The 24529-nt window shown below is 56.4% G+C and carries 24 protein-coding genes; 17 read left to right on the top strand and 7 right to left on the bottom strand.

Annotation, left to right across the window (positions count from 1 at the left end):
* Positions 1 to 21 precede the first annotated feature (21 nt).
* Both BCV73_RS27790 and BCV73_RS27785 read right to left on the bottom strand, forming a co-directional pair.
* Positions 22 to 1431 carry a sensor histidine kinase gene (locus BCV73_RS27790; RefSeq protein ID WP_089549321.1) on the bottom strand — a complete coding sequence of 470 codons (1410 nt, stop codon included), beginning with the start codon at positions 1429 to 1431 and terminating at the stop codon, positions 22 to 24.
* Entirely contained in the window at positions 1409 to 2146 is a 738-nt protein-coding gene (locus BCV73_RS27785; protein ID WP_089549320.1) for a response regulator transcription factor, read from the bottom strand. Before BCV73_RS27785 ends, BCV73_RS27790 begins: the two co-directional genes overlap by 23 nt.
* A 164-nt stretch (positions 2147 to 2310) precedes the next feature.
* On the opposite strand from BCV73_RS27785, the gene BCV73_RS27780 reads away from it, so the two are divergent.
* The 5 genes from BCV73_RS27780 to BCV73_RS27760 all read left to right on the top strand — a co-directional run bounded on the left by BCV73_RS27780 (position 2311) and on the right by BCV73_RS27760 (position 7392).
* The gene (locus tag BCV73_RS27780; protein WP_089549319.1) at positions 2311 to 3213 is read left to right on the top strand and encodes a hypothetical protein; all 903 of its coding nucleotides are present in this window, start codon (positions 2311 to 2313) and stop codon (positions 3211 to 3213) included.
* 238 nt (positions 3214 to 3451) lie between these two features.
* Entirely contained in the window at positions 3452 to 4552 is a 1101-nt protein-coding gene (locus BCV73_RS27775) for a threonine aldolase family protein (RefSeq protein WP_089549318.1), read from the top strand.
* Between the two features lie 138 nt (positions 4553 to 4690).
* The gene (locus BCV73_RS27770) at positions 4691 to 5197 is read left to right on the top strand and encodes a DedA family protein (RefSeq protein WP_076173067.1); all 507 of its coding nucleotides are present in this window, start codon (positions 4691 to 4693) and stop codon (positions 5195 to 5197) included.
* 21 nt (positions 5198 to 5218) lie between these two features.
* Positions 5219 to 5890 (top strand): peptide-methionine (S)-S-oxide reductase MsrA, encoded by a 672-nt coding sequence (locus BCV73_RS27765; protein ID WP_256993027.1) that lies wholly within the window; start codon positions 5219 to 5221, stop codon positions 5888 to 5890.
* A gap of 323 nt (positions 5891 to 6213) precedes the next feature.
* Positions 6214 to 7392 (top strand): MFS transporter, encoded by a 1179-nt coding sequence (locus BCV73_RS27760; protein WP_256993026.1) that lies wholly within the window; start codon positions 6214 to 6216, stop codon positions 7390 to 7392.
* A 127-nt stretch (positions 7393 to 7519) separates the two neighbouring features.
* On the opposite strand, the gene BCV73_RS27755 is transcribed toward BCV73_RS27760, so the two are convergent.
* Together BCV73_RS27755 and BCV73_RS27750 are read right to left on the bottom strand one after the other, a co-directional pair.
* Positions 7520 to 7810, bottom strand: a complete 291-nt coding sequence (locus tag BCV73_RS27755; RefSeq protein WP_089549316.1) for a transporter — start codon at positions 7808 to 7810, stop codon at positions 7520 to 7522.
* A gap of 46 nt (positions 7811 to 7856) precedes the next feature.
* On the bottom strand, positions 7857 to 8174 hold the full coding sequence (locus BCV73_RS27750; protein ID WP_089549315.1) for an LSm family protein: 318 nt from the start codon (positions 8172 to 8174) through the stop codon (positions 7857 to 7859).
* Positions 8175 to 8386: 212 nt separating this feature from the next.
* Here BCV73_RS27750 and BCV73_RS27745 point away from each other — a divergent pair, with 212 nt between their 5' ends.
* From BCV73_RS27745 to BCV73_RS27730, 4 genes are all read left to right on the top strand, one after another.
* Positions 8387 to 9661 (top strand): serine hydrolase domain-containing protein, encoded by a 1275-nt coding sequence (locus BCV73_RS27745; RefSeq protein ID WP_343220191.1) that lies wholly within the window; start codon positions 8387 to 8389, stop codon positions 9659 to 9661.
* 70 nt (positions 9662 to 9731) lie between these two features.
* The gene (locus BCV73_RS27740) at positions 9732 to 10580 is read left to right on the top strand and encodes a MurR/RpiR family transcriptional regulator (protein ID WP_089549313.1); all 849 of its coding nucleotides are present in this window, start codon (positions 9732 to 9734) and stop codon (positions 10578 to 10580) included.
* A gap of 196 nt (positions 10581 to 10776) precedes the next feature.
* Complete coding sequence (locus BCV73_RS27735) at positions 10777 to 12375, top strand: ATP-binding protein (RefSeq protein WP_089549312.1); 1599 nt, start codon at positions 10777 to 10779, stop codon at positions 12373 to 12375.
* A gap of 49 nt (positions 12376 to 12424) precedes the next feature.
* Positions 12425 to 12700: a hypothetical protein gene (locus BCV73_RS27730; protein WP_089549311.1), complete on the top strand. Its 276-nt coding sequence runs from the start codon at positions 12425 to 12427 to the stop codon at positions 12698 to 12700.
* Positions 12701 to 12713: 13 nt separating this feature from the next.
* Here the strand turns inward: BCV73_RS27730 and BCV73_RS27725 are convergent, their stop codons facing one another.
* Together BCV73_RS27725 and BCV73_RS27720 are read right to left on the bottom strand one after the other, a co-directional pair.
* Positions 12714 to 13265 carry a GNAT family N-acetyltransferase gene (locus tag BCV73_RS27725; protein ID WP_089549310.1) on the bottom strand — a complete coding sequence of 184 codons (552 nt, stop codon included), beginning with the start codon at positions 13263 to 13265 and terminating at the stop codon, positions 12714 to 12716.
* A 153-nt stretch (positions 13266 to 13418) separates the two neighbouring features.
* Entirely contained in the window at positions 13419 to 13853 is a 435-nt protein-coding gene (locus BCV73_RS27720; protein ID WP_089550435.1) for an AsnC family transcriptional regulator, read from the bottom strand.
* Positions 13854 to 14017: 164 nt separating this feature from the next.
* Between BCV73_RS27720 and BCV73_RS27715 the strand changes: the two genes are divergently transcribed.
* The 8 genes from BCV73_RS27715 (at position 14018) to BCV73_RS27680 (ending at position 23273) form a co-directional block, all read left to right on the top strand.
* A complete protein-coding gene (locus BCV73_RS27715; RefSeq protein ID WP_089549309.1) occupies positions 14018 to 14470 on the top strand; it encodes a VOC family protein in 453 nt (150 codons plus the stop codon).
* Positions 14471 to 14645: 175 nt separating this feature from the next.
* Positions 14646 to 16976: a helix-turn-helix domain-containing protein gene (locus BCV73_RS27710; protein WP_089549308.1), complete on the top strand. Its 2331-nt coding sequence runs from the start codon at positions 14646 to 14648 to the stop codon at positions 16974 to 16976.
* A 222-nt stretch (positions 16977 to 17198) separates the two neighbouring features.
* Entirely contained in the window at positions 17199 to 18161 is a 963-nt protein-coding gene (locus tag BCV73_RS27705) for an ABC transporter permease (RefSeq protein WP_084204012.1), read from the top strand.
* Between the two features lie 12 nt (positions 18162 to 18173).
* Positions 18174 to 19073, top strand: coding sequence for a carbohydrate ABC transporter permease (locus BCV73_RS27700; RefSeq protein WP_089549307.1), 900 nt, complete (start codon positions 18174 to 18176; stop codon positions 19071 to 19073).
* Between the two features lie 13 nt (positions 19074 to 19086).
* A complete protein-coding gene (locus tag BCV73_RS27695) occupies positions 19087 to 20760 on the top strand; it encodes an ABC transporter substrate-binding protein (RefSeq protein WP_089549306.1) in 1674 nt (557 codons plus the stop codon).
* Between the two features lie 16 nt (positions 20761 to 20776).
* Positions 20777 to 22150 carry an alpha-L-fucosidase gene (locus tag BCV73_RS27690; protein ID WP_089549305.1) on the top strand — a complete coding sequence of 458 codons (1374 nt, stop codon included), beginning with the start codon at positions 20777 to 20779 and terminating at the stop codon, positions 22148 to 22150.
* A 210-nt stretch (positions 22151 to 22360) separates the two neighbouring features.
* Positions 22361 to 22675, top strand: coding sequence for an ArsR/SmtB family transcription factor (locus BCV73_RS27685; RefSeq protein WP_089549304.1), 315 nt, complete (start codon positions 22361 to 22363; stop codon positions 22673 to 22675).
* 103 nt (positions 22676 to 22778) lie between these two features.
* Positions 22779 to 23273 carry an SRPBCC family protein gene (locus BCV73_RS27680; protein WP_256993024.1) on the top strand — a complete coding sequence of 165 codons (495 nt, stop codon included), beginning with the start codon at positions 22779 to 22781 and terminating at the stop codon, positions 23271 to 23273.
* 214 nt (positions 23274 to 23487) lie between these two features.
* Here BCV73_RS27680 and BCV73_RS27675 read toward each other — a convergent pair whose 3' ends face one another.
* A complete protein-coding gene (locus tag BCV73_RS27675; RefSeq protein ID WP_089549303.1) occupies positions 23488 to 24333 on the bottom strand; it encodes an AraC family transcriptional regulator in 846 nt (281 codons plus the stop codon).
* Between the last annotated feature and the right edge of the window lie 196 nt (positions 24334 to 24529).

Here is a 24529-nt window from a genome sequence, read left to right as displayed (position 1 = left end):
GGCATGGATTTTGGATGAACCTTAAGGTTTACCGGATCCGTTTCCAGGGGGCATTTTTGTATTGGACCCTGCAGCCGCTGGAGCTGCCGGAAAACTCATCGAGATCACAGCCCCGCCTTCCTGCCGGTTGCCTGCGGCAATGATCCCGCCGCAACGCTCCACAATTGCCCGCGAGATCGCCAGCCCCAGGCCGGACTCCCCGTCCTTGCCCTTTACGAACCGGTGGAAAAGAAAAGGGAGAAGCTTATCCGGAATGCCAGGCCCGTCGTCGCTGATGGTCATTTCGATCCGACCCTCCACGGCCTTGGCGTGTACATTCATTTGCTCAACGGCATAGCGGGCAGCGTTGGACATGACATTCAGCAGCGCCTGAAGCAGCTTGTCCCGGTCGGCCACGACCTCGAACGGCCCGGACGGCGGGGCGTAATCGATCTGCAGCCGGATCCCTTTCTTGACCAGCAGCGGATTCATGCGTTCCGAAGCTTCGGTGATCAGTTCCTTCAAGGACACAGCGTTCTTGCGGAATACATCCTCTTCGCTGTCCAGTTTTGCGAGCAGGGTCATCTCCGTCACCAGCTTCTTGAGCCTGCCGCTTTCGCTAATGATGATATCGAGGCCTTTGCGGATGCGCTCACCTTCAAATACCCCGTCACGAATGCCTTCCGCATAACCCGCGATGGACATCAGCGGGGTTTTCAGCTCATGCGACGCGTTTTGGAAAAACTGCTTCTGCACATGGTTAAACCGGTCCAGCTCCCCGGCCATGTCATACACGGACTCCGCAACGGAGCCGATCTCGCCTCCGGCTCTGACGAAGCGGACCTCGGAAAACCGTCGCTCCTTGACCTTGATCAGCTCCTCCTGAAGGCTCATGAGCGGTCGGATCAGCTTCTTTGTAATAAACAGGCTGAACGCGACCATGAACGCGCCTCCGACGCCAAAAATGATCAGCAGCCGTTTCAGCAGCGCTTGTTCAATTGACTTGACCCGGCTCACCGGCGTGAGCAGGGTAAGGGTCCCCTGGGGCATGATGCTTACGGACGTGATAAACCTTTTGTCCGTCCCCTCTACAATGTCCTTGAAAGCCTGCTCGCCGGAGACGCCCTTCACGGCCTCGGCGATCTTCATGGCGGGATTCGGGGCGGTCACGGGCATGCTTTTTCCCTGGATATCCGTGAAAATGGCCGCAACTCCGCTGGTTTCCGCCATTTTAACCGGCAAGGCAGGCGCTGTGGACAGCTCCGTCGCAACGGTTTGAATGCTGTCGACCCGCAGCTTGGCGGATATGACGGCGCCCATGGCCTTCAGGTCCTCCTTCTGGGAGCCGATCAGGTGGTCCAGCAGGACGAAATGGATCACCACGGCCGTAACGGACAGGACCAGCAGCAGCGCGATCCCGAAGGCCAAATTAATCTGATGCACGAGCTTCATCGTGAGCGTCTCCTCCTTCGTGTCTTAACCGGTAGCCATGTCCCCAGATGGCTTCGATCGGCACCTGCTCCAGCTTTTTACGCATCCGTTTGATCAAGTGGTCGACCGCCCGGTCGCTGCCGAAATAGTCGTCGCCCCAGACCCGGGTCAGCAGCTCGTCCCGCGTGAAGGCGCGGTTCGGATGCTCGGCCAGCACCTGCAGCATCGCGAACTCCTTGCTGGTCATGTCCACTTCTTCCCCGTGCCAGAATACGCGCCGTTCGTCGGGGATCAGCTGCAGCCCGCCCGTTTCGATCCGGGCCGGATGGGACAGGCCCGCTGCGGCATCACCGGATCCGCTCAGCTTGTACCAGCGCTGGAGCTGCCGTCTGATACGCGCGACGAGCTCGCGGGGGCTGAATGGCTTGACGAGGTAATCGTCGCTGCCCAGCTCCAGGCCCAATATTTTATCGACCTCGTTGTCTTTGGCCGAGATCATGATGATCGGCACTTCCGCCTCCTGCCGGATCCGCCGGCAAAATTCGTAGCCGTCCATGCCCGGAAGCATGATATCCAGGACCCACATGTCTGGCGGTGACGTCCGCCACAGATTCCAGGCTTCCTCGGCGCTGCCGAGGCCGACCGTGCGGTAGTTTTCTTTTTGTAAATAAGCCTCGACAAGATCCCTTATATGTACATCATCATCGACCACGGCGATGACGTAACTGTTGTTCATCCCATGTACCTCCCGGATTGGAAATTCATCTCCAGTATATCAAGCGGGTGCCTGCGTATGGAGCTCTGCCATTGTTTTTCCATAATTTCTCCCGCGGGCTGCCACAATCGTTCCGTAGACTGGGACATGTAACACCATATCCGAATTAAAGGAGTGCTGAATCAATGATTCGAAACGCATGGTTTAAAAAGACGGTCGCCTCTGCGCTGCTCATGTCCGCCGTAGCGGCCCCGGCCGTAACAAATGCAGACGCGAGTGAACAGCCCCAGGTTCCTTCCGATGTTCCAGCCAAGGTAGCTGCGATACCGGCAATCAAGGGAGCGGTTATGAAATCCGCCATTGCAGATCCGGTCGAGCTGGCCCAAAAATATGCGCCGGACACCGTAGAGGACTGGAAGCAGACATTGGAGCAGTTCAAAAAGGTGGCAGGAGAAGGCCAACGCTTCTTCAGCATAATCAAAGCGGTTCCGGTGGAAGATGCAGCGAAAGTAAAAGCGGGCGAAGCTTCTCCGGTTACGGAGACGCTTCAGCCTGCAGCGGCAATTCCGGGGGAGAAGATCCGGATCGAAATCCTGGATAAGCTGAAGGACAAGGCGGCCGAGGTGCTGGGTCAGGCCAAGGATCTGGAGCTGGCCGATGTGCCGGGTCAGATCAAGGTGTTCGATAAAGCCGAGGTGCCAGGCCAGATCCTGGAATTGGACAAAGCTGAGGTATTGGGCCAGATCAAGGAGCTGGTGAAATCCGAAGCGGCGGAACAAGCCAAACCTGTGGATGAGGCCAAGGCGCTCGGACCTGCCAAGGTCATCATCTCCAAGCTGGGGGAACTGAAGGTAGAGGCGGCTAAGACTGAGCCGGCGGCGGCAGGCGACTCAGAGCATTCCAAAACTGTGAGCATTGCTGTCAGCAAGGAAGCAAGCGAGTCCGCCATTGCGTTTATGAAGGCCCACATCGCTTTGCATGACGCCGTGGAGTCCAAGGACGAGGCGGCCATCAAGGACGCGCTCGCCAAGCTGCTCGTTCAATACAAGGCGCAGATCAAGGAGCTTGAAGCGGCGGCTAAATCTTAATTGTTTCGTTGAGCAGTCCGTACAGACACATAGAGGAGATATGAAGGCAGTCCCTGTTTCCAGCCCCGGCTGGAGCTGGGACTGTTTGCGCGTGCAAAAAATTTTGCATCTCCCTTTCAAGATTTAGTATGCTAAAGACAGCAAACAACGATCGTTGTTGAACATGTCACGTGAACGCCCGGACGTAAGTAATAGTCCGGTTGCAATGCGCGAGTTGAAAGGGAGTCGGTCCGGACGAATGAATACGGGTAAAATATCATTGGCAGAAGCAGGCAAGCAGGCAGAATATGTACTGGGAGGGCACGGTCCCCGAAATCTGGAGGTGCTGAAGGAGGCCTTCCGGGAGGTGGACGGGTCCCTCGGTGGCGATGCCTACGGCAAAGGCAAGGTGATAGAGGATTTTCAGAACAAAATGGCGGCGTATTTGGGCAAGGAATCGGCCGTCTTTTTCCCGAGCGGGACGATGGCCCAGCAGATTGCGCTGCGGATCTGGTGCGATGAGAAGCAGGTGAAGAAGGTGGCATACCATCCGCTGTGCCACCTGGAAATCCACGAAGAGGACGGTTTGAAAGAACTGCATCATATTGAACCGGTGCTTCTGGCGGACAAGGATCGCCTGATCCGGCTGGAGGACGTTGAGCGGATGCCGGAGGACGTGTCCTGTCTCCTGGTGGAGCTGCCCCAGCGCGAAATCGGCGGCCAGTTGCCGGACTACGGCGAGCTCGAAGCGATTTCCGCCTATTGCCGAGAAAAGGGCATCCGCCTGCATCTCGATGGAGCGAGACTGTTCGAGGTTACGCCTTACTATGGAAAAACCGCTGCGGAAATCTGCTCGCTATTCGACAGTGTCTACGTTTCTTTTTATAAAGGAATCGGAGGCATTTCCGGTGCGGTCTTGGCGGGAAGCCCGGATTTTACAGAGCGGTCCAAGGTATGGAAGAGACGGCACGGCGGGGATCTGTTCAGCCTGTATCCGTATGTAGTCAGCGCCGATTACTATTTTGACCAGCGCATTGGACGGATGGAGCAGTATTATGAGGATGCCAAAGAGCTTGCCGCGCTATATAACGAATGCTACGGCGTCAGCACGAGGCCGGCCGTTCCCGTATCGAATATGTTTCACGTCCATATCCAGCTTGGCAAAGAGCGGCTCGAGGCGCTCCTGGTGGATATCATCAGCGAAACAGGCATTCAATTGAATCATTATGTGAAAGATAATGGGGATTCGGAGTCCTCCTATGAAGTCAGCATCGGGGACTTGTATGCCAAGGTGCCCAAAGAACGGATCCGGGACGCGTTTCGGGCGCTTGACCGGAAGTTGAAGGAAGAGCTGGGCTAAGAAAGGGTCAAACTGTTGAGGATGGGATTCTCAATGGACCGGAAGGCGGCATAAGTTAAAAGGGGGCCTGTCTGGCAGCGTGCCTTCAGGGCTTCAGCATGGACTATTTTTGCTGGGTATGGGAGGAACCGAAAGAGTATGGATACGTTGATGGGACTCATTGAGCAGGTGGGTTATTTTGCGTTCTTTTTCGTATTGTGCTTAGGCGTTATTGGCCTCCCGCTTCCGAACGAGGTGGTGGTCATGATCGGCGGGGTGCTTGCCGGGACGGGGCATCTGGCACCGGTCTCTTCGTTTATCACGATTTACCTGGGGATCTGTTCAGGCTTGACCGTCGGCTTTGTCGTCAGCCGTCTGGCGGCAAGCCGCCTGCTCGACCGTCTGACCAGGTCCAAGCGGATGGCCAGGTATATCGATAAAGCGGAGCTGCTGAACCGGAAATACGGTAATATGGCCATGTGCATCAGCGTATTCCTGCCTGTTCTGCGAAACGTGACGCCGTATGCCGTCGGCATGAAAGGGATGGCTTACCGCCGTTTTGCCCTCGTCTCTTACACGACAGCGTTCGTGTGGACGCTGCTGTATTTTCTGATCGGGAGCACGCTCGGGCTCCAGGTCGACGATATCAGTACGATGTTCGCCTAAATGTTGAAGGGGGTGAAACCATTGCGCATACAGGATTCCGGATCCCATCATTCTCAAGAGCCAGGTGTTACTCCAGAGATAGTGACGCTGGGGATGGGCTGTTTCTGGAGCCCGGAGGCATTGTTCGGCCATATGCAGGGGGTGATCCGGACGCGGGTTGGCTATGGAGGAGGAACGGCATCAGATCCAACGTACCGGAACATGGGTGATCATACAGAGACGGTCGAGGTCGTGTATGACCCTGGCGTCATTTCCTTTTCCGACATTCTGAACGCGTTCTGGGACAATCATAACCCTTTTAATATTAACGATTACAAAGGCAGGCAGTATTTGTCGCTGCTCCTCTATCGCGGTGATGGACAGCTGAAGGCGATTCACCAGGTCCTGGCCTGGCGCGAGGAGCAGGGCAAAGGACGGCCGGATACGGAAATCGCTCCGCTTACGGCCTGGTACCCGGCGGAAGAACGCCATCAGAAGTATTACCTGAAAAGGCATCCGGATGCAATCGAGCAGTTGAGCCGGCTCTATCCGACGCATGAGGAGCTGGTGAGTTCCACGCTGGCCGCCAGGCTGAACGGACTAGCCAAAGGATACACGAGCCTGGAGCGAATACAAAAAGAGATCCATACCTGGCCGCTCGCGGAAGAGGAGCGAAGCCTGCTGCTGGAAACGGCCAAGCGGATTAAATGGTGATATATAACGTACAAAACAAACCGAAGGAGGACAGGCTCCTTTGGTTTTTTTGTGTAAACGTATGATTCACTTACAAATTGTTAGTAAGTCAAAATGGTAGGATTATCTCCAAATCATTTGCGTTCTTACGATTTGTTTGTACCTTTCATATAATTCAATCAAGCGAAAAGAACGGTGCACGTTGAGTTGCCAGACGTGGCCTGGCGCTGTACCGCTCTTGCGCTCATTGATTCTAGGAGTATCGGCTTCAGGGTGCACCAAGGCATGTGCCGGCTATGCCTCGGATCCACCGGCTGCCGGTCGTATATATGGAGGGTATGAACATGATCCAACAAATGAATCGCTTATATATTTACTTACTGACGCTGGGCGTTTTCCTGACGGCCACCTCGGAGCTGATCGTCAGCGGCGTGCTCAGTGAGATCGCCGGTGATATGAACGTTACCGTCGGTGCCGCGGGGCAGCTGATCACGGCGTATTCTTTAGCCTTTGCGATCGGCACGCCGGTCTTGATTTCGCTGACCTCCCGTCTCGGGAGAAAAAAGGTGATGCTGGGTTCGCTGCTGGTTTTCGCAGCCGGCTGTGGACTGTCCTTCGCCAGCACCCATTTTGTCCTGCTGATCGCGTCGCGCATCATTCTGGGCATCGGATCGGGCGTGTACCTGGTGGTCGTGTTCAGCGCCGCCGCCAAGCTCGTCCCGGCGGAGAAGGTGGGCAGCGCCATCGGCACGATTATTCTGGGCTTCAGCTTGGCCATGGTGCTGGGAGTCCCGCTTGGCATCGCCATTACCGGCTGGATCGGCTGGAGAATGATCTTCGTCCTGCTGGGAGCGCTGAGCCTGCTGATTATGGCGGCGATTTACCGGCTTCTCCCGGCTGTGGAAGGTGATGAGCCCGTCTCCTTGGGACGCCAGCTGCGCCTGCTGGGCAGCGGAGTTATCGTGAGTGCTCTGTTCATTACGCTGTTCCGGGAGACCGGGAATTCGGTGATGTATACCTATATGACCCCGTTTCTGCAAAGCGTACTTCACATGAACGCCGCAGGCGTGGCGGTGACCATGCTGGGCTTCGGCATCCTCGGGGTGATCGGCTCCCGTCTGGGAGGCTACGCCGTGGACCGGTGGGGGGCCGTACGCATTCTGCTGGCCGGTCTGCTCGTCCATGCCGCGGCCCTGGCGCTGCTGCCGGCGTTTTCCTCCTGGCTCGTTCCGGACCTCATTCTGATCGGCGTGATGATGTTCGCCATGTTTGTAACCGCGCCGGCCATTCAAACTTACTTTATCCAGCAGGCGCCGGAATCCTCCGATCTCGTGCTCAGCTTGAATACGTCGGTGACGCACTTAGGCCTGGCGGCAGGGGCAGGTATGGGAGGAGCCGTGATCAGCGCCACCTCCACCGTGCTGTACAATCCTTGGGTCGCGGGTCCGGTAGTAGCGCTGGGCCTGGGGGCCGCTATCGTCTGCTTCTTTCTTGGCAGGAAGGCATACCGGAGGCTGGCGTGACGGCTGCGGCTGCCATGAGCGTGTATGATCCATACTGAGCGTGTATGACCCGTGAAAAAGCGGCGGTACGCCGGGAGCGTCAGGGACGCTTTCCGGATACCGCCGCTTTGTCGTGCAGCAGGCGTTTCTAGAAGCAGGTGAACGATTGGATGGTTCTGAGGTCGAGCCCCGAGTACATCCAGAAAAATCCGTTCCAGCGGAATCCGGCAACGGAGGTCCGGCCGACGAAGACGGGATAGAACCAGAAGCCCGGACCGCGTACGGGCCAAATGAACGTATTGCGGAAAAGGCAGCCGGAGATCGCGCCGGGATCAACGGCGAGCGCCGATGCGCCGGTTTGTGCAGGCGTAAATTGCGGCGGCGGGGATGAAGGCGGCTGCACCTGGCCTTGAGGGCCGAAGGGAGGCATGAATGCCATAGGGATGACTCCTTTCTTTGCTCATTTGAGCATAGGTATGGCGAGCTTACGCTAATAAGCTGATGACCAGCAGTTCGTACAGGACCAGAGGCAGGATGGTTTGGTTAAAGAAAGGGGGGCGTCCGGGGATGAAAGCCCGGTGTCCTGATGACTGCGGAATTTGGATATACACGATACCCTTGTCGCAGTGCAAGAGGGTTCCTTCAAATACATCGCCGTCCAGCGTTTCGATCCGGACATGCTTATTGACATGTTGGCGGCACAGCTGCTTGAAGCGTTCGCGAGCCGAATGAAGCGTTTGGCTCATATGAGGCTCTGCCTGGTACAGCGTTTGGTGCTGATAGCCTGAATATTGCACACTCATGACGTTGACCTCCGTTTGGAATTGACCTGCTGCATCCTATGCAGATGCCCAGGCGGAAGTGTCTTAAAATGAACGAAATGTCATACACATCAGTAGTAACGGTCCTTAATGACCGTGGATCAATGGATGTCGCTGAGTTTTTAAATAAAAATTTCTAAATATACGACGTATGTTGAAATAAAATTTCGCAAGCGATATAATAGGCACCAGAAATGTTAACATCTCAAGGCAGCATTCAGGGCTTTTTCGGCTCATTCGCGTGGCGGTTGCGGATTGCACCGTCTGTTCGGAGCATTTGCGCCATTGAGTCTGCCGGCAATCCTGAAGAGAACCGGAAATCGGGAGGGAAGATCATGTACGCTGGTATAGCGGAAGGCGCCAAGGCGCTTGGCCTGGACACAAAAGGGCTTGAGGCCGCCGGGCGTGCCATTGAGCGGGAGATGGCCGCCGGGGTAATACCCGGGGCGGTGCTGGCCGTCACCCGGCACGGGAAGGAATGGGTTTATGCAGCGGGGAAGTCAAATCCGAGTCCGGATGAATCGCTCCCGGCCGGACCGGATGTCCTGTATGATTGTGCTTCGCTGACCAAGGTGAGTGTCACGCTGCCGCTAGTGCTCGGACTGATCGATGAAGGCGTCCTGACGCTTGGTACAAAAGCTGCCGCCTGGATCCCTGAGTTTACCGGTGAGGGGCGGGAAGAGGTGACGATCGGGCAGCTGCTCACCCATACTTCCGGTCTGCCGGCGGATCGAAATATCCACTCGCACGGCTGGACGCAACCCCAAATGTGGGAGGCGGTCACCGGCGTGGCGCTGCAGCATCCGCCGGGTACGGCCGCCGTCTACAGCGATCTCGGCTTCCTCCTTCTCGGCCGGATCGTCGAGAAGGCGGCGGGCATGCCTCTGGACCAGGCGGCCAAGGCGCGGATCTGGGAGCCGCTCGGTATGGCCGGCGCCGTCTTCGCCCCGCCGGCCGGGCTGCAGGCGCGGACCGCCCCGACGGAATATGACCGCGCTGCCGGCGGTCATCTCCAGGGGGTGGTCCACGACGAGAAAGCCCGCGCCCTCGGCGGCGTCTGCGGGCACGCCGGCCTGTTCGCCACCGCCGGCGACCTGGCGCGCTATGCGCGGATGTGGCTGGCCGGCGGCGCCGTGCCGGAGCCGACCGCGCCGGGCGGCCAGCCGCGGCGCGTCCTGTCGGCGGCGGCCGTCAGGGCCGCGACCCGGACCCATACCGCCGGCATCGCCGGGGCGAACCGGGGGCTCGGCTGGGTCCTGAAAGGGGACCGCTGGGACGCCTCCGGCGATTGGATGGGCCCGCGCAGCTACGGGCACACCGGGTTTACCGGGACCAGCCTGTGGGTCGAGCCCGATCTGGACCTGGCGGTGGTGCTGCTTACCAACCGGGTCTATTACGGCCGAAGCGGCAGCGTCGGCGTGCTGCGGGCGGCGGTGCACAATGCGATTACCGCCGCCGTCAGAGATTGATAACGATGCGAACGACAACGAGTAGGGATGAGATCTGCTACGATACGATACGGGCAAAGGAGAGAGCATCATGAACGGGGGACTAGTCAGACTGCGAGAGATTTTGGACGACCTTACGCCCTCAGAGCGCAAAGTGGCTGAATACATTATCAGCTATCCGCACAGCGTACTCGACATGTCCGTAGCGCAGCTGTCTGCGGAAAGCGGCGGCAGCCAGGCGGCGATCATCCGCTTGTGCAAATCTATGGGGGTGAAGGGATACCCGGAGCTGAAGCTGAAGGTAGCCGGGGACCTGAACCAGAACGAAGAGCGCTATGAGTACCGGGAGATTCGTCCGGGCGATTCCATGGAGCAAATTATTCAAACCGTGTCCGCCAACAACATTCAGTCGATCCGGGACACGGTAACGATTCTTGATCCGAAAACCGTGGACCTGGCTGTGGAGGCGTTAAGCCAAGCCTCCCGAATTTTTTTCTACGGGCTCGGAGCTTCCCATCTGATTGCGCAGGATGCGCATCACAAATTTTTGCGGATCAACAAGACAAGCCATTCCTTTACCGATCCGCATCTGGAGCTGACCTCGGCGGTCATGCTGAATCCGGGCGACGTGGCGGTCGGCATTTCGTATTCGGGCGAGACGGCCCACGTCATCGAATGCCTGAAGGAGGCGCGCGCCTGCGGAGCCAAGACGATTTCCATCACCAAGTACGGCAACAATGCCGTGTCGGCACAGGCCGATTATCCGCTCTACACGTCATCGACGGAGAACGAAATCCGCAGCGGCGCGATGTCGTCGCGGATGACCCAACTGAACGTCATCGATATTTTATATTTGGGCGTGGCCAGCCGGGAATACGATCAATCGGTCCGGTATTTGAAAAAAAGCCGGGAGATTATCAAGCGCCTGACGGGCCGCTGATCGAAACAGGTTATGGCTTATCCTTATCCTAATACATCCTCTTTCCTGGGGCATTGACGGCTCTGCGGGAAGGGGATCATTTATTTTCAGGTAAAATCTTCATATTATGCGGACGCATTCCTCCCAAAGGATGATAAAATAGAGGGAATTGAACGTCATCTTGGGATGGAATATCGGCATAAATGGGGTATAGGCAATGGATAAAGAGATAGACCAAATGGATGATCGGCAGATCATTGCAGCTTTTAACGCGCATTACAGGCAGCGGGGCTTTGATCCCGCCAAGTTTCCCGTCCTTAGCAAGCGCTACACCAAAGAGGAACTGGAGGAACGGTTGTCCATTTATAAGGAATATATTGATATCATTCTTTTTTTCGTCAACAAGTTTCTGTCGACCATTCAAGGGACCCCGATTCTGGTCACGGTGACCGATCAATGGGGATATCTGCTGGAATGCTACGGCGAGCCGATGTTTCTCAAGGCCATCGCGGAGCTGGGCATTACCAAGGGGGTCCGCTACAACGAGGAAACCGGCACGGGCTCGGTCCCGCTGTGCCTGCGGTTTAAGCGTCCGTTTCAGACCTTGGGCGAAGAGCATTTCTTCGAGGCGCTCCATGGCATGGCCTGTTATTCGGCCCCTTTCCACCGGGAGGATGGGGCGGTGCTTGGAACGCTTTCCCTGATGACCGGGTTCGATTCGGCCCATCCGCACCTGCTGACCCTGCTGTGTACCATGGTTGATTCCGTGGAGCGGGAAATGCTGCTTCGCCGGAACAACGCCCACCTTCACACGTTGAACCAAGTGCTGCTGGAGGCGAATTATCAGGGGGTTGTCGTGACGGACGCCGCCGGCCGGATTATCGACATGAACGATCAATACTTGAGGATGCTCCGCTTAGGTGGCGGGGACAAACATCTATACCTGGGCACGCCGGTGCTGGAGCACCGCCTGGTTTCCCCCTATTTCGAGCGGGTGCTGGCCAGACAGGAGGAATGCATCGGCGTGGAGCTGCAGGACACCCGGATGGACTCCGACAGCTATTATATGCTGGACGTTCTGCCGGTTTTTGACATGGGCGGCTGCCTTTGCCGCATTATCGGTACCCTGCGGGATATTACGGAAATGAAGAGGACCGAGGAGGTGCTGCGGAATACGGAGAAGCTGGTATTCGCCGGCCAGCTTGCGGTCGGCATTGCGCACGAAATCCGTAATCCCCTGACTACTGTCAAGGGCCTTATTCAGCTGGCGGGACCGACCTCGGGACTGCGGCATTATGACCTGATTATGTCGGAGCTGGACCGGATGAACCTGATCGTTGGCGAGTTTCTCATTTTAGGCAAACCGCAGGAAATCCGCTTCCGGGAAGATTGGTGCATGACGATTCTGCAGGAGGTGCTGAGCCTGATCGAAATCGAGGCGGCGAAGAACAATGTCCGCATCCGGTGCACCTGCATCCGTGAGGAGAAAATTTCCTGCGACCGCAATCAGATCAAGCAGGTGTTTCTGAACATACTGAAAAATGCCATTCAAGCGCTGCCCGGCGGGGGGCGGATCGACATCGTGCTCGAGGCAGACGGCGGTTACCAGCGGATCCGGTTCGTGGACAACGGAATCGGCATGCCCGAAGAGGTGCTGGAGCGGATCGGGGAGCCATTCCATACGACCAAGCTGGAAGGTTACGGTCTGGGCATGATGATCGTGAAGAAAATTATCGCTTCCCACCGCGGCATCCTGAACATTACAAGCGAGCCCGGCAAGGGAACGACGGTGGAAATGGGACTGCCGATCGGCTGATCGAACAGTCCCTGATGAATAGAAATGGAGTTAAGCGAGGTGTCGCGAGATGAAGGTCATGTGGAATTTTGTGGAAATCGTCAGAAATGTCGTATATTTGTTCCTTGGCCTATGCGTGTGCGGGTTTGCAGAAAAAAACCTGACGGCGAGGATCGACGGCAGAATGGATCTGATGCTGCTGGTGCTGCTTGCAGATCTGATGCTGCTGTTCGTCTTCCACCGTCAGGTCATCGGCCCGAAAGCCAACAAACTTCCCGTTAGAACGAGGAATTATTTAATCATAGCTGCGGTGCTGATTTTCATCGCGGTTTATATGCTGAGCTGACATCCGTTGACTGCTAAAACAACAGGTACCAGAAAACAGCCGTTTCCTGCGCATGCTCTTTAAAGCCCCGGTATAGATAGGAATCAAAGCCTCCAATAACAAATCCGCAGCTTTCATAAAATTGGCACACCCGCACGTTGTTGCTCTGCGTCTCCAGCATGAGGCCGGGCGTGTGGCCGGCCTTGGCCCAGAGCACCGCCTGCTCGATCAAATTTCGGCCGATGCCGTGTCCCCGGGCGTTCCGATCCACCCGAAGATCCTCGATATAAGCATACCGATTCCAATTTTTCGCCAGCATGATCCGGCCGACGGCCCGATCTCCCACTAAGGCCAGGTAGACCGCACGGTCCGGACGGCCGATGTACTCCGACAAATTTCCGCTGTCGCCCTGGTCCGCCTCGTCAGGGTAGCTTTTTTGATAACTGGGCACGACGGGTTTAAGCGTATAACCGATCCCTTGGTCCGTAACGGACAGGACGAGCTCGGAATCTACCGTAAAGCTGCCGTCGATCTGAATGTGCTCCGGGTGGTCCCGGTCTGTCATTTCCCTGATCTGAATATCCATTTATCGTATCCTCCTGATTCGCGGTTGGATTTTGAACTTGGGTCAAAATGCTACCTTGCAATCCGGAGGCGGGGCTCTGACTTAACGAAATACAAGCTGTGCCGTCATTACGGTTCTCCTCCTATTGGGCAGAATAAGGACACACCGGCTCTATCATAGCAAAATTCGGTGATCCAATATATTTTTCAGGCTGATATGCGATTTCGACGGGCCGAACCTTGCCAGGGCATCCTGGAAGTCGGCAACCTCGTCGACGGACCCCGTCTGGACGTGAATGAGATAGTTGTACTCCCCGCTGATACGGAACAAGCCCGTCACTTGCTTGGACTGCGTGCAAAATTCCACCAGCTCACTGCAGTGCTCGGTCTTCATCAGGATAAAAGAGGTCGTTCCCCGCTGCAGCTCCCGCAAATTCAGATCCGTGCTGTACCCCGTGATCACGCCCCGTTCCTCGAGCTTAACGATCCGCTCCTTCACGGAAGGCTGGGACATGGCAATCTGCTTGCTGATCTGGGCGATCGGCATTCGCGCTTCATGCTGCAGAAGCTTTAAAATTTTCAGGTCGATCTCGTCAACTGCCGTGCTCAAATTCGCCATCTCTCCTGTACTTGATCTAAAGATAAGGTAAGCATACGAAAATAACTTATTTTATGCAAATCGGGAAGGACCAATTCCTTATTCCATGCATGTCGATCGCGGAAATGAATCTATAAAATAAAAACGATACGAAAAGCACAAAGGGAGAGATGGTTATGAGCGTGAAAGGACTGGCCCATGCGGCCATTCAGGCAGAGGATTATGAAGGAACGCTTGATTTTTATATCCGGGTTCTCGGGTTTACGGTCGGTCACTCCTGGAGCCTGCCTGCGTTTAAAATTAAGACGGCCTCGATGCTGGTTTCGCCTGACGGGCGGACCTGCATTGAGGTGTTCGACCGCGGCGCCGAAGTTCCGGCCGAGGGGGATAAGGCGCCTTCGCGCGAGGAAGTGAAGCACGGCGCCCTGCTCCATTTGGCATTCTACGTGGAGAATGTGGACGAGATGGTGGACAAGGCGCTCGCTCACGGGGCGCGAATATATGTGGAGCCGGGGAATCTGGAGCTGGGTGAGCCGCCGCTTAGGGTCCGCAATGCGGTCCTGCACAGCCCGAACGGCGAAATTATCGAATTGATCGAGGAAGTGGATTTTAACGTGGGAACCCGCTGAGGTTCTGTGTGAGATGGAGGCAGCCGAAGGTTTCGGCTGCTTTTTTGTATGTCATATAACCTTACAAACTCGTTGATAAAAAATATGAAAGCACTTACAATATGGTTATTTAGACATGTTTCGCGTTGTGTTTTGTCGAATCGGCATCCCAGAATGAAGAGAGGAGAAGTGATCCATGCGATGGGCCAATGGATGGAAAATCCAGTACATTTTCGTTCGATTCATGATCCCTTATTTCTTGTTCATGCTGTTTACCCTGCTTGCAGGGGCCTTGTTTTACAGGCAAACCTATGACGTGGTGAAAAAGGAAGTCACGCACAGCAACCTGCAGATGCTGGATCAGGTGAAGGAAACGGTCGACAGCCGCTTCAACGAGATTAACCGGATTTCCCTGCAGCTGCAAAGCGATCCAGCCGTTCAGAGCTTTCAGCAGGTGAAGGAACCGTTCCGGGACACGACGGCGTACAAGGTGTATCGGACGCAAAAAAGCCTCTACAGCTACAATGCAGCCAATGGATTTATTCTTAACTACTATCTGATCTTCAAAAATAGCGATTTGGCGCTATCCCCGGATTCCACTTATGAACTTCCCTCGTTCTATCGTTACATGTTCTCTGAACCCAGCAAGGATTACACGACCTGGAGGAACGATCTCCTTGGCCATTTCCGCAACCGGGAAATCATGTCGTCCGGATCCACGGTGTATCAAGGCAAGACGACGGATCTGCTGACATATGTCCAGTCTCTCGGATACCCCGGTCATATTCAGGGGGTGCTGATGATTCTGGTGGACAACCAGCGCCTGCAGTCGCTTCTTCGTGGAATCGACATATCCGACGGGGGCTGGGTTTCCATCGTGGATGAGAAGGGACGCCTGGTTACATCCCTGTCAAGCGGCAGCATGGTGACCCGGCAAAGCCTGCCGCCGGGAGCGAAATCCGGAGTGATCGAAGCTTCAACGGCTACCGGCGGTATGATGATGACCTATACCACCTCGTCTTATAACGGATGGTCCTATGTCGTCGCCCAGCCGCCCCATGTCGTCCTGAGCAAAGTGTTGGCCATCAAGCATACTACCGTGACCATTCTCCTTGCGTTCCTGATTTTTGGCCTCATCCTTGCCTATCTGTTCGCTACCCGGAGCGGCAGGCCGATCGTGAACATCACGACTGCCCTGACGTCCCGGCTGAACGGCGGGGAGTTGAAGCGGCCAAAGGATATGTACGGCTATATCCAGCACTCGCTCGCACGCCTGATCGACAACAACGATGAACTGCAGCAGGAAATCGAGCGGCAGGCTCCGCTGCTGCGGGAGTCGTTCTTCGGGCGGCTTCTTCAGGGCGAATACCTGATGGCCGAACACGTCGAATCCTTGCTGAAGCATCAAAACGCCGATATTCAGGGCAGCGGCTGCGCCGTCGGAATCGTTCAGTTTCACCGCGGCGGGCACCGGTTTCAGGAGGAGGAGCTGCGCGAGCTCGATATCGAACGCGTGCTCATCCAAGATATGCTGGGCCGGACACTGAAGGGCTGCCCTTTCACTTACCCGGTCGCCGAGGATAAGATCGCCGTCCTGTTCGTCAACGGACAAGGCGATCCCGGCGCCTTCCGAAAGACGGTGGAACAGGAGCTGCAGCAGCTGACGCTGGAAATCAGCCGCCACGGGCTCCAGGCAGGCTTCGCGATCGGAGGCTACCGCACCTCGCTCCTTGAAGTGCCGGAATCCTTTGAAGAAGCGAGGCAGGCGCTCACCCGGGTGCAGGAAGCCGGGTCCAGCCAGTCTGTCTGGTTCGAGGATCTGGCCCATGATCACCGTGGTTTTTATTTTCCGGCGGAATCGGAAAACCGCCTGATGAATTACATCAAAGCAGGCGAGACGGAGGAGGTCCGGAAGCTGCTCGCCTCCCTGTACCGGGAAAATTTCGAGGAGCGGCACCTTCCCTTGGCGATGCAGCAGCTGTTCGTTCTTGACCTGGTCGGCTGCCAGGTCAAAGTGCAGGATCAGCTGATGGTGAAGGAGCAGGCGGACATGAGGCAGCTGCTGCAGCAGCTCGGCACGGCCAATCACCCGAAGCAGGCTTTTGATAACGCTGCGGAGAGATTCGCGGAAATTTCGGACGGCATCGATCTGCGCAAGAAGAGCCGCAACGTCCAATTGATCCGCGATACGGTGGACTACATTCATCACCAGTACGGACAGGCTGATCTCAGCCTGGATGCCGCGGCGGATCATCTGAATATATCCAAGGGGTATCTGTCGCAATTTTTCAAAGAGCAGACAGGGGTCAATTTTTCCGAATACGTTGAGAATCTCCGGATGGACAAAGCCAAGCAGCTGCTGTCCGAGACCAGGCTGCCAATCCGGGATATTGCGCAGCAGGTCGGGTACCACGCGTCCAGCAGCTTCTGCCGGGCCTTCAAGCGCGGCAGCGGCATCAGCGCAACGGCGTACCGCGATATCGCACATAAGAAACCGGCTTCCCCTCTTCACCGTCAGGATGCATAAGCGTTTTTGGGCCAGGGATTTCCTGGCCTTTTCGCTTTCACGAGAATACCTCGCCAGCGGCCGGCTGCCTAAGGCAAATACGCCCGAATCTAACCAAATGTATACAAGCCGGGCAAAGGTCAACGGCCTTTCTGAACGAGGGTAAACCCGCCGGGGAACAGGCAATTTACACCTTGGGCGGTCCCGGTCTATGCTGGGTCCATTCAAGGGGGTGAAAGTGAAATGAGCTTGTCGGTGACCGAGCGAAAGACCAGGGCAGCGCGCAGGACGGGAAGGAGACCCGCCGTAAAGAAGCTGATCCACAGCTGGCAGTTATACGTGCTGATGGCGCTGCCGCTCCTGTATTTGATCATTTTCAAGTACGTACCCATGTATGGCGCACAAATCGCTTTCAAGAACTTTATTGTGACCAAAGGCATTTGGGGAAGCGAGTGGGTCGGGCTGAAGCACTTTGAGCGCTTTGTCCACTCGTACGACTTCTGGAGGATTTTGAAAAACACCCTGATCCTCAGCTTTTACAACCTGGCTGCGAGCTTTCCGTTTCCCATTCTGCTGGCGCTCGGCCTCAACTATTTGCGGGGGCGGGTGTTCAAGCGGGCGGTGCAGATGGTCACGTATGCCCCGCATTTCATCTCGATCGTCGTCATCGTCGGGATTATCCGGGAGCTGCTCGACCCGAGAACGGGCATCGTCAACAAGCTGCTCGGCTTTATCGGTGTGGGGCCGGTCAATTTTATGGGCGAGATTTCGATGTTCTCTTCCATTTATGTCTGGTCGGATGTCTGGCAGCATGCGGGCTTTAACTGCATCATTTTCATTGCGGCGCTTGCGGCAATCGACCCTGCCCTGCATGAAGCGGCCGTGGTCGACGGGGCCAGCAAGCTGCGCCGGATGTGGCATATCGACCTGCCCGGCATCATGCCCATGGCGATCATCCTTCTGATCCTGAGCACCGGGCATGTGCTCGACGTCGGCTTTGAGAAGGTGCTCCTTCTCCAGAATCCTATTAACCTGAAGGCATCCGAGATTATCGACACGTACGTGTACAAGGTCGGTCTGACCTCGCAGGTGGCGAATTACTCGTACTCAACCGCCATCGGTTTGTTCAAGTCGGTCATTAACCTGGTGCTGCTCATCGTGGTCAACAAGATCGCTCAGCAGTCGAAGCAGGCAAGTCTGTGGTAAGGAGGGAAGCCCATGAACGGCACTTTGCGCAATGATTCCCGGGGGGACAAGGTGTTCTCGCTCGTGAACGGCGCCATCGTCACCCTGTTTTTTATCAGCGTGCTCTATCCGATCGTGTACATCGTCAGCGCGTCTTTCAGCGACTCCAATGCCGTCGTGTCCGGTAAGGTATGGTTGTGGCCGGTTCGTCCGACACTGGAAGGTTACGCTGCCGTGTTCGACTACAAGATGGTATGGACCGGATTTAAAAACTCCGTCGTCTACACCGTGACAGGCACCGCCCTCAACGTCTTCCTGACGGTGCTGGCCGCTTATCCGCTGTCCCGTAAAGACTTGTACGGCAAAAACGTATTCATGATTCTGTTCATGTTCACGACGATGTTTACGGGGGGACTGATCCCCAGCTATCTGCTGGTGCGGGAGCTCGGTATGCTCGATACGATCTGGTCCATGATCATTCCGGGAGCACTGACCGTATGGAATGTCATCATCGCCCGGACGTATTTTCAAATGTCCATACCGGACGAGCTGCTGGAGGCGGCACGGCTGGACGGATGCAATGACTTCCAGTTTTTGTGGAAGGTGGTCATCCGGCTGTCGGGACCCATTCTCGCCGTGATTACGCTGTATTATGCGTCGGCCAACTGGAACCAGTATTTTAACGCAATGATTTATTTGAAATCCCAGGACCACTACCCGCTGCAGCTCGTGCTTCGCGATATTCTGATCCAGAACGATGTCGACACGGCGATGCTGGCGGCCGATCCGCAGGATGCGGCCCGCAGGGAGGCGCTCAAAATTTTACTGAAGTATTCCTTGATTGTGATTTCCATCTTTCCGCTTCTGGTCGTGTATCCTTTCGTTCAGAAATTTCTGGTAAAAGGCGTCATGATCGGCTCATTAAAGGGATAAGGAGATGATCGGTGTGAAAAGAAAGTTCCTGTCTTTGCTACTCCTATCCGCTGTCATGATCGGCCTGCTCGGCGCATGCGGCAGCGGAGATTCAGGGGGTGCGCCGGCGGCGGAGCCGGGTGCCGGTGAAGCAGTGAGCGATGCGGGCGTGTTCCCGATCGTGAACGACAAATTGACGCTCAAGGTCATGATCGGCGCTAATCCGGCCGTCGAAGATTTTAACACGAACGAATTCACCAAATACTTCGAGGAGAAAACGAATATTCATGTGGAGTGGGAAATCGCCACTGCCGAGAAGCTCAACCTGGCGCTGGCGAGCGGCGACCTGCCGGACGTCATCATGAGCATGAACGTCACGCCGGAGCAGCAGGCGCTGTACGGAGAACAGGGGGTCATTCTTCCTCTGAACGATTACATTGAGAAATACGGCCTGAATACGAAAAAAATGTTTGAGGAAAGTCCTCTGGTCAAACCGACGATCACTTCGGCCGACGGGAACATTTACGCCCTGCCGGCTCCGAACGAATGCTACCACTGCTCCATGCGACAGAAGCTGTGGATCTACGAACCGTGGCTGAAGGCGCTCAATCTGGAGATGCCGTCCACGATCGATGAATTTTATCAGGTGCTGAAGGCGTTCAAGACCCAAGACCCGAATAAAAACGGGAAGGCCGACGAAATCCCGTTCTCGGGAGCGCCGCAAACGACGCAAAATTCGACCCTGACGACGAGTGTAGAAAACTTTCTGATGAACTCTTTCACGTATGCACCGTATACGCGGATGTATGTGAATGATGAAGGTAAAGTCGATGTTCCGTTCGTCAAGGACGGCTGGAAGGAAGGGCTGGCCTTCCTGCACAAGCTGTACGCCGAAGGCTTGATGGATCCGCAATCGCTGACCCGGGATCCCGCGCAGCTCGTTCAGCTGGGGGAAAATCCGGACGTGCCGATTCTGGGCGCCGCCTCCGGCCCCAATATGAGCGTGCTCACCCAACTAAGCGGTGCTAGTGGCCGGTGGAAGGATTATGTCGCCGTACCTCCGCTGAAAGGCCCGGAAGGGCTTCAGGTGACGCAGTACGATCCTTACCAGGTGGCTCCGGGGCAGTTCGTGATCACGAACAAGGCGAAAAATCCGGCGGCGGCCTTCCGCTTCGCGGACGCCCTGTACGACCGGGAAACGACGCTGCGCTCAACGATCGGGGAGCCGGATAAGGACTGGAGATGGGCCAAAGACGGCGAAATCGGCTTAAACGGCAAGCAGGCGGTCTATAAAGACATGTCCCAATTCGGGGTGACGCAGAACAAGCACTGGGCGCAGACCGGCATCGCCTACCGTCCGAATTCGCTGCGCCTCGGCGCCGTGGAGGACAAGGAGAACCCGCTGGAATCGATCCTGTACAACGAGACGAAGACCAAATACGAGCCTTATCGCGTCAAGGTGGAGACGGTGCTGCCGCCGCTCAATTTTACGGTGGACCAATCGCAGGAGCTGGCTGACCTGTCCAAGACGATCTTCGATTACACGAACGAAATGATGGCGCGGTTCATTATCGGCGACGCCGACCTCAACGCCCAGTGGAACGAGTACCAGTCGACGCTGAAGAGCATGGGGCTGGACCGGTACCTGGAGATCTATCAGGAAGCGTATGATGCACGCAAATCCGTGACATCAGAGACCCAATCGTAAGGAGGAAACTACGATCATGACCGCTATTCAATCGCACGCCTTTACCGTTCCGGACAAGTGGAAGTGGTTTACCGAGAGCCGTTACGGGATGTTTATCCATTGGGGGCCTTACGCGCAGTACGGGCGCGGGGAACAGGTGCTGTTCCGTGAGCATTTGGACCACAAGGAGTATGCGGAGCAGGCCTGCGCATGGAACCCGGAGCATTATGATCCCGAATTGTGGGCCTATACGGCGAGAAAAGCGGGGTTTAAATATGCCTGCTTTACGACCCGGCACCACGACGGCTATTGCATGTGGGACAGCGCTTATACGGACTACTCCAGCGCCAAGCAGGCTCCGCAAAGAGATTTTGTCCGTGAATACACCGAGGCCTTCCGCAAGGAGGGGCTGCGGATCGGACTGTACTATTCGTGGATCGATTGGCGGCTGCCGGCGTATTTCGACGGCCCGGCCAAGGATCCGGAGGGGTGGGAGAAGGTCCGTGGTTATCTTCACGCCCAAGTCAAAGAGCTGCTGACGAACTACGGTAAGATCGACCACTTCTTCTTCGATGGGGTATGGCCGCGGAATGCGGACGATCTGCAAAGTGTGAAGCTGGTGGAGGAAATGCGGGCGCTGCAGCCGGATATTCTTATCAACAACCGGCTCGGTTATTCCGCCGCTCATGACGGGTATCGGGCCGACGGGGGCGTGGGTGCCGGCGATTCCGATACGCTCGGCGACTTCGGTACCCCGGAGCATGTGATCCATGCCGAGCAAAAGCGGCTGTGGGAGTCATGCCAGGTGACGACGTGGCGGCTCTGGAGCCATGTAATCGGCGAGCGGTGGCGTCCGGCGGACGTGCTGCTTGATATGCTCTGCGAAAGCGCCGAGAAAGGCGGCGGCCACGGGGGCAACCTGCTGCTCAACGTCGGCCCGACGGCGGACGGTCAGCTCCCCCCTGAATTCGTGGAGCGGGGGCTGGAGATTGGGCGATGGCTGGAGGTACACGGCGAGGCGGTGTACGGCACGGACGGAGGCTCTGTCACCGAGTTTATCACCCGCGGACGGCAGACGACCCGCGGCAATAACTTGTATTTGATCATCCGGTTCTGGGATGGCCGCCCGGACATAAGGCTGGCCGACTTGACCACCCGGGTGAAGGGCGTCACGCTCCTGACCACAGGGCAGGAGCTCGCGTTCCAACAGAACGGCGATGAGCTGTGGATTCATGGGCTGCCGCGGGAGGCGCCGACGCGGCTCTTCCCGGTGATCCGCGTGGAATGCGAAGGCAAGCCCGAGGCGAATCAGTGGGGCAGGGAGCGGCTGTGGGAAGGCGATCCCGCCCGGGTAGCTGACTGGGCGCGCTTGCGGGGCACTTCGGTATTCGCCGATGGTGCCGAGCGTTAGCTCAATCGGATTTAACTAAAATGCAAACCGTGACCCTGTAACCTTAGGGCCATCTCATACTAGGCAGCGGTGTGCTTTCCCTTGGAGTCTTCCTTCCGGGGAAGCATGCGCTGAGCCTTGGAGGGATGGCCCTTTTGTTGTGGAAGAACGATATAGCATTATTCCTTATATTCCTTTACATTTATATAACCAAATAGTAATATAATAAGCATGAACACGGACAAACTGTTTGAAGCGTTATCCGAACCGAACCGGCGGAGCATTCTGGAATACTTGCGAGTGCGGGACCGCTCTGTGGGCGAGCTTGTGGAGCTGTCGTCCCTAAGCCAGCCGGGGGTGTCCAAGCATTTGCGGATCCTGCGGGAAGCGGGGCTTGTGACCGTCCGCAGCGATGCCCAGAAGCGGATGTACAGCCTGAACGCGAAGCCGCTGGAGCAGCTTGACGATTGGCTTGGGCCCTACCGCAGGTTCTGGTCCGGCAAGCTGGATGACCTGGAGCGCTTCCTCGATGAAGAAGAACCCTGAGCAGGAAATACCTGCTTGCAGGAATATGGCAGAATTTGAATTCTGTTGGGTATCCTGGCGGAATGACAAACTTTAAAGAGCATGTGAAAAAGGAGGATCATCCGTGAATTCCAATGAATTGGCCGTGGTTGAGCAGGACGAGCAGGGAACCCGTGTGCGGTTCGTGCGGCATTTGAAGCACCCGGTGGAAAAGGTATGGGCGGCGCTGACCGAGAATGACCAGCTGAAGCAGTGGTTTGCGGAACTTCGCGTCGAAGATTTGCGTGAAGGCGGAGTCATCTCATTCGATATGCAGGACGGTACTTATGAAAAGTTCGAAATTTTGGAGCTGAAGCCCCTGTCGGTACTTGAGTATACCTGGGCGGAGGACCGCGTCCGGTTTGAGCTGTATCCCGAGCCGCAGGGCTGCCGCCTCGTTCTGATCGAGACGATCGTCCGAGTCACCGATCATACGCCTAAGGACGTTGCCGGATGGGATGTCTGCCTGGACGTTATCGAGGCGCTGCTCGACGGCCGAACCATTGCTTCCCGGAAGGACATCTGGGAAGGGAAATACGAGCGATACCGCAATCGGTTTGCGGAGTTGCGTCAGGGATAAGCCATGAGCGGCCGGCAGCCGAGATGTACAGCCAAGGAGCCCCCAGTCTAATAGGACTGGAGGGCTTTTTTTGGCGTGGAGTTGGGAAGGACCTTCAGCCGGCGTTTCGGGCACCTCAAAGTGCACAGTGGACGGGCCGAAAGCCAGAGCCGGCAAAAATGGAAGGCGGTGCTTATCATCCATCCATCATGCTGCTTATGCGAATTTCTGCTTCTCAGCTGCCAGAAGAAATCTGCTGCTCCCGGTAGGATCGGGGTGAGCAGCCAATCGTTTTTTTGAACATTTTGGAGAACAGAAACGGATCCGTGTAGCCGACCGAGCGGGACACGTCGCTTACCGACAGCTCCAGGTTGTGCAGCAGCACGGTGGCGCGCTTCATCCGGTACTCCAGCAGGAACGCCTGCAGCGACACGCCGAACTGGTCCTTGAACAGGCCGGACAGGTATGTCCGGTCCAGCCCGACGGAACGGGCGATGTCCTGGATGCTGATCTTCTGGCTGTAGCTGCTCTCGATATAGCCGACGGCCTTGCGGACGTAGGCTTCCTTCGAGGTGGTAGGCCGCGGGGCTTCGCCGTTGTCACGGCAGTCCCGAATCAGTTCGCCCAGCAGCCCGTACAGGATGCCCTGGCTGAGCACGTCGCCGCCGGGCCCTTCCATCGCGGCGCGCAGCTGTCCGTAAAACCGTGGAAAGCCCCCGTCCGGACCTGCCTCGTAGACCGGATGAGACGCATTCAGGTGGGCGCGCTGCAGGAGCGTCTTGGCCAGCACACCTTGAAAGCCGAACCATGTATACGTCCACGGATCCGACTCGTCGGCCGTGTATTGCACCAGCATATCCGGCACGATCAGAAATCCCTGTCCCTCGCCGAGCCGGTAGGTGGTGCCGCCGGTGGTGAAAGTCCCCGTGCCGCTGTGCACATAGTGCAGGATGTAGGCATCCCGCAGTCCGGGTCCCCACGAATGGTTCGGCAGGCATTCCTCCATGCCGAAAAAGTGCAGGCGGAGATCGGTTTGGCCCTGCAGGGCGGGCATATAGTAGTCGACATTGATCCGGGTCATTTGTGCTCTGAGTCCCTCCCGTCTGTCTCGCAAGAAAAACTTCCGCTAAACGCGGTCTGTCTTCTGTGAAGGTACGTCGATAGACGTTTTTTTACATTATAACAGGTAAAACGGCTGTAAAACGAGATGAAAGCGAATTCTAAAATGGGATTATGACAGGTAATGCAGGGGTTTCTCCATGTTATTTCCAGGGCCG

It is taken from the genome of Paenibacillus sp. SSG-1 (genome assembly GCF_002224835.1).
Classification (GTDB): domain Bacteria; phylum Bacillota; class Bacilli; order Paenibacillales; family Paenibacillaceae; genus Paenibacillus_AQ; species Paenibacillus_AQ favisporus.
The sequence above is the reverse complement of the archived record's forward strand: the minus strand, read 5'-3'. Positions and strand labels throughout refer to the sequence as shown.

Bases quoted from the DNA above. Each gene is read 5' to 3' on its own strand.
- BCV73_RS27715 (WP_089549309.1), top strand. From the start codon at position 14,018: ATGAGCGTGAAAGGACTGGCCCATGCGGCCATTCAGGCAGAGGATTAT.
- BCV73_RS27780 (WP_089549319.1), top strand. From the start codon at position 2,311: ATGATTCGAAACGCATGGTTTAAAAAGACGGTCGCCTCTGCGCTGCTC.
- BCV73_RS27710 (WP_089549308.1), top strand. From the start codon at position 14,646: ATGCGATGGGCCAATGGATGGAAAATCCAGTACATTTTCGTTCGATTC.
- BCV73_RS27770 (WP_076173067.1), top strand. From the start codon at position 4,691: ATGGATACGTTGATGGGACTCATTGAGCAGGTGGGTTATTTTGCGTTC.
- BCV73_RS27705 (WP_084204012.1), top strand. From the start codon at position 17,199: ATGAGCTTGTCGGTGACCGAGCGAAAGACCAGGGCAGCGCGCAGGACG.
- BCV73_RS27790 (WP_089549321.1), bottom strand. From the start codon at position 1,431: ATGAAGCTCGTGCATCAGATTAATTTGGCCTTCGGGATCGCGCTGCTG.
- BCV73_RS27760 (WP_256993026.1), top strand. From the start codon at position 6,214: ATGATCCAACAAATGAATCGCTTATATATTTACTTACTGACGCTGGGC.
- BCV73_RS27700 (WP_089549307.1), top strand. From the start codon at position 18,174: ATGAACGGCACTTTGCGCAATGATTCCCGGGGGGACAAGGTGTTCTCG.
- BCV73_RS27690 (WP_089549305.1), top strand. From the start codon at position 20,777: ATGACCGCTATTCAATCGCACGCCTTTACCGTTCCGGACAAGTGGAAG.
- BCV73_RS27745 (WP_343220191.1), top strand. From the start codon at position 8,387: ATGTTAACATCTCAAGGCAGCATTCAGGGCTTTTTCGGCTCATTCGCG.
- BCV73_RS27755 (WP_089549316.1), bottom strand. From the start codon at position 7,810: ATGGCATTCATGCCTCCCTTCGGCCCTCAAGGCCAGGTGCAGCCGCCT.
- BCV73_RS27740 (WP_089549313.1), top strand. From the start codon at position 9,732: ATGAACGGGGGACTAGTCAGACTGCGAGAGATTTTGGACGACCTTACG.
- BCV73_RS27750 (WP_089549315.1), bottom strand. From the start codon at position 8,174: ATGAGTGTGCAATATTCAGGCTATCAGCACCAAACGCTGTACCAGGCA.
- BCV73_RS27685 (WP_089549304.1), top strand. From the start codon at position 22,361: ATGAACACGGACAAACTGTTTGAAGCGTTATCCGAACCGAACCGGCGG.
- BCV73_RS27730 (WP_089549311.1), top strand. From the start codon at position 12,425: ATGAAGGTCATGTGGAATTTTGTGGAAATCGTCAGAAATGTCGTATAT.
- BCV73_RS27785 (WP_089549320.1), bottom strand. From the start codon at position 2,146: ATGAACAACAGTTACGTCATCGCCGTGGTCGATGATGATGTACATATA.
- BCV73_RS27775 (WP_089549318.1), top strand. From the start codon at position 3,452: ATGAATACGGGTAAAATATCATTGGCAGAAGCAGGCAAGCAGGCAGAA.
- BCV73_RS27725 (WP_089549310.1), bottom strand. From the start codon at position 13,265: ATGGATATTCAGATCAGGGAAATGACAGACCGGGACCACCCGGAGCAC.
- BCV73_RS27675 (WP_089549303.1), bottom strand. From the start codon at position 24,333: ATGACCCGGATCAATGTCGACTACTATATGCCCGCCCTGCAGGGCCAA.
- BCV73_RS27735 (WP_089549312.1), top strand. From the start codon at position 10,777: ATGGATAAAGAGATAGACCAAATGGATGATCGGCAGATCATTGCAGCT.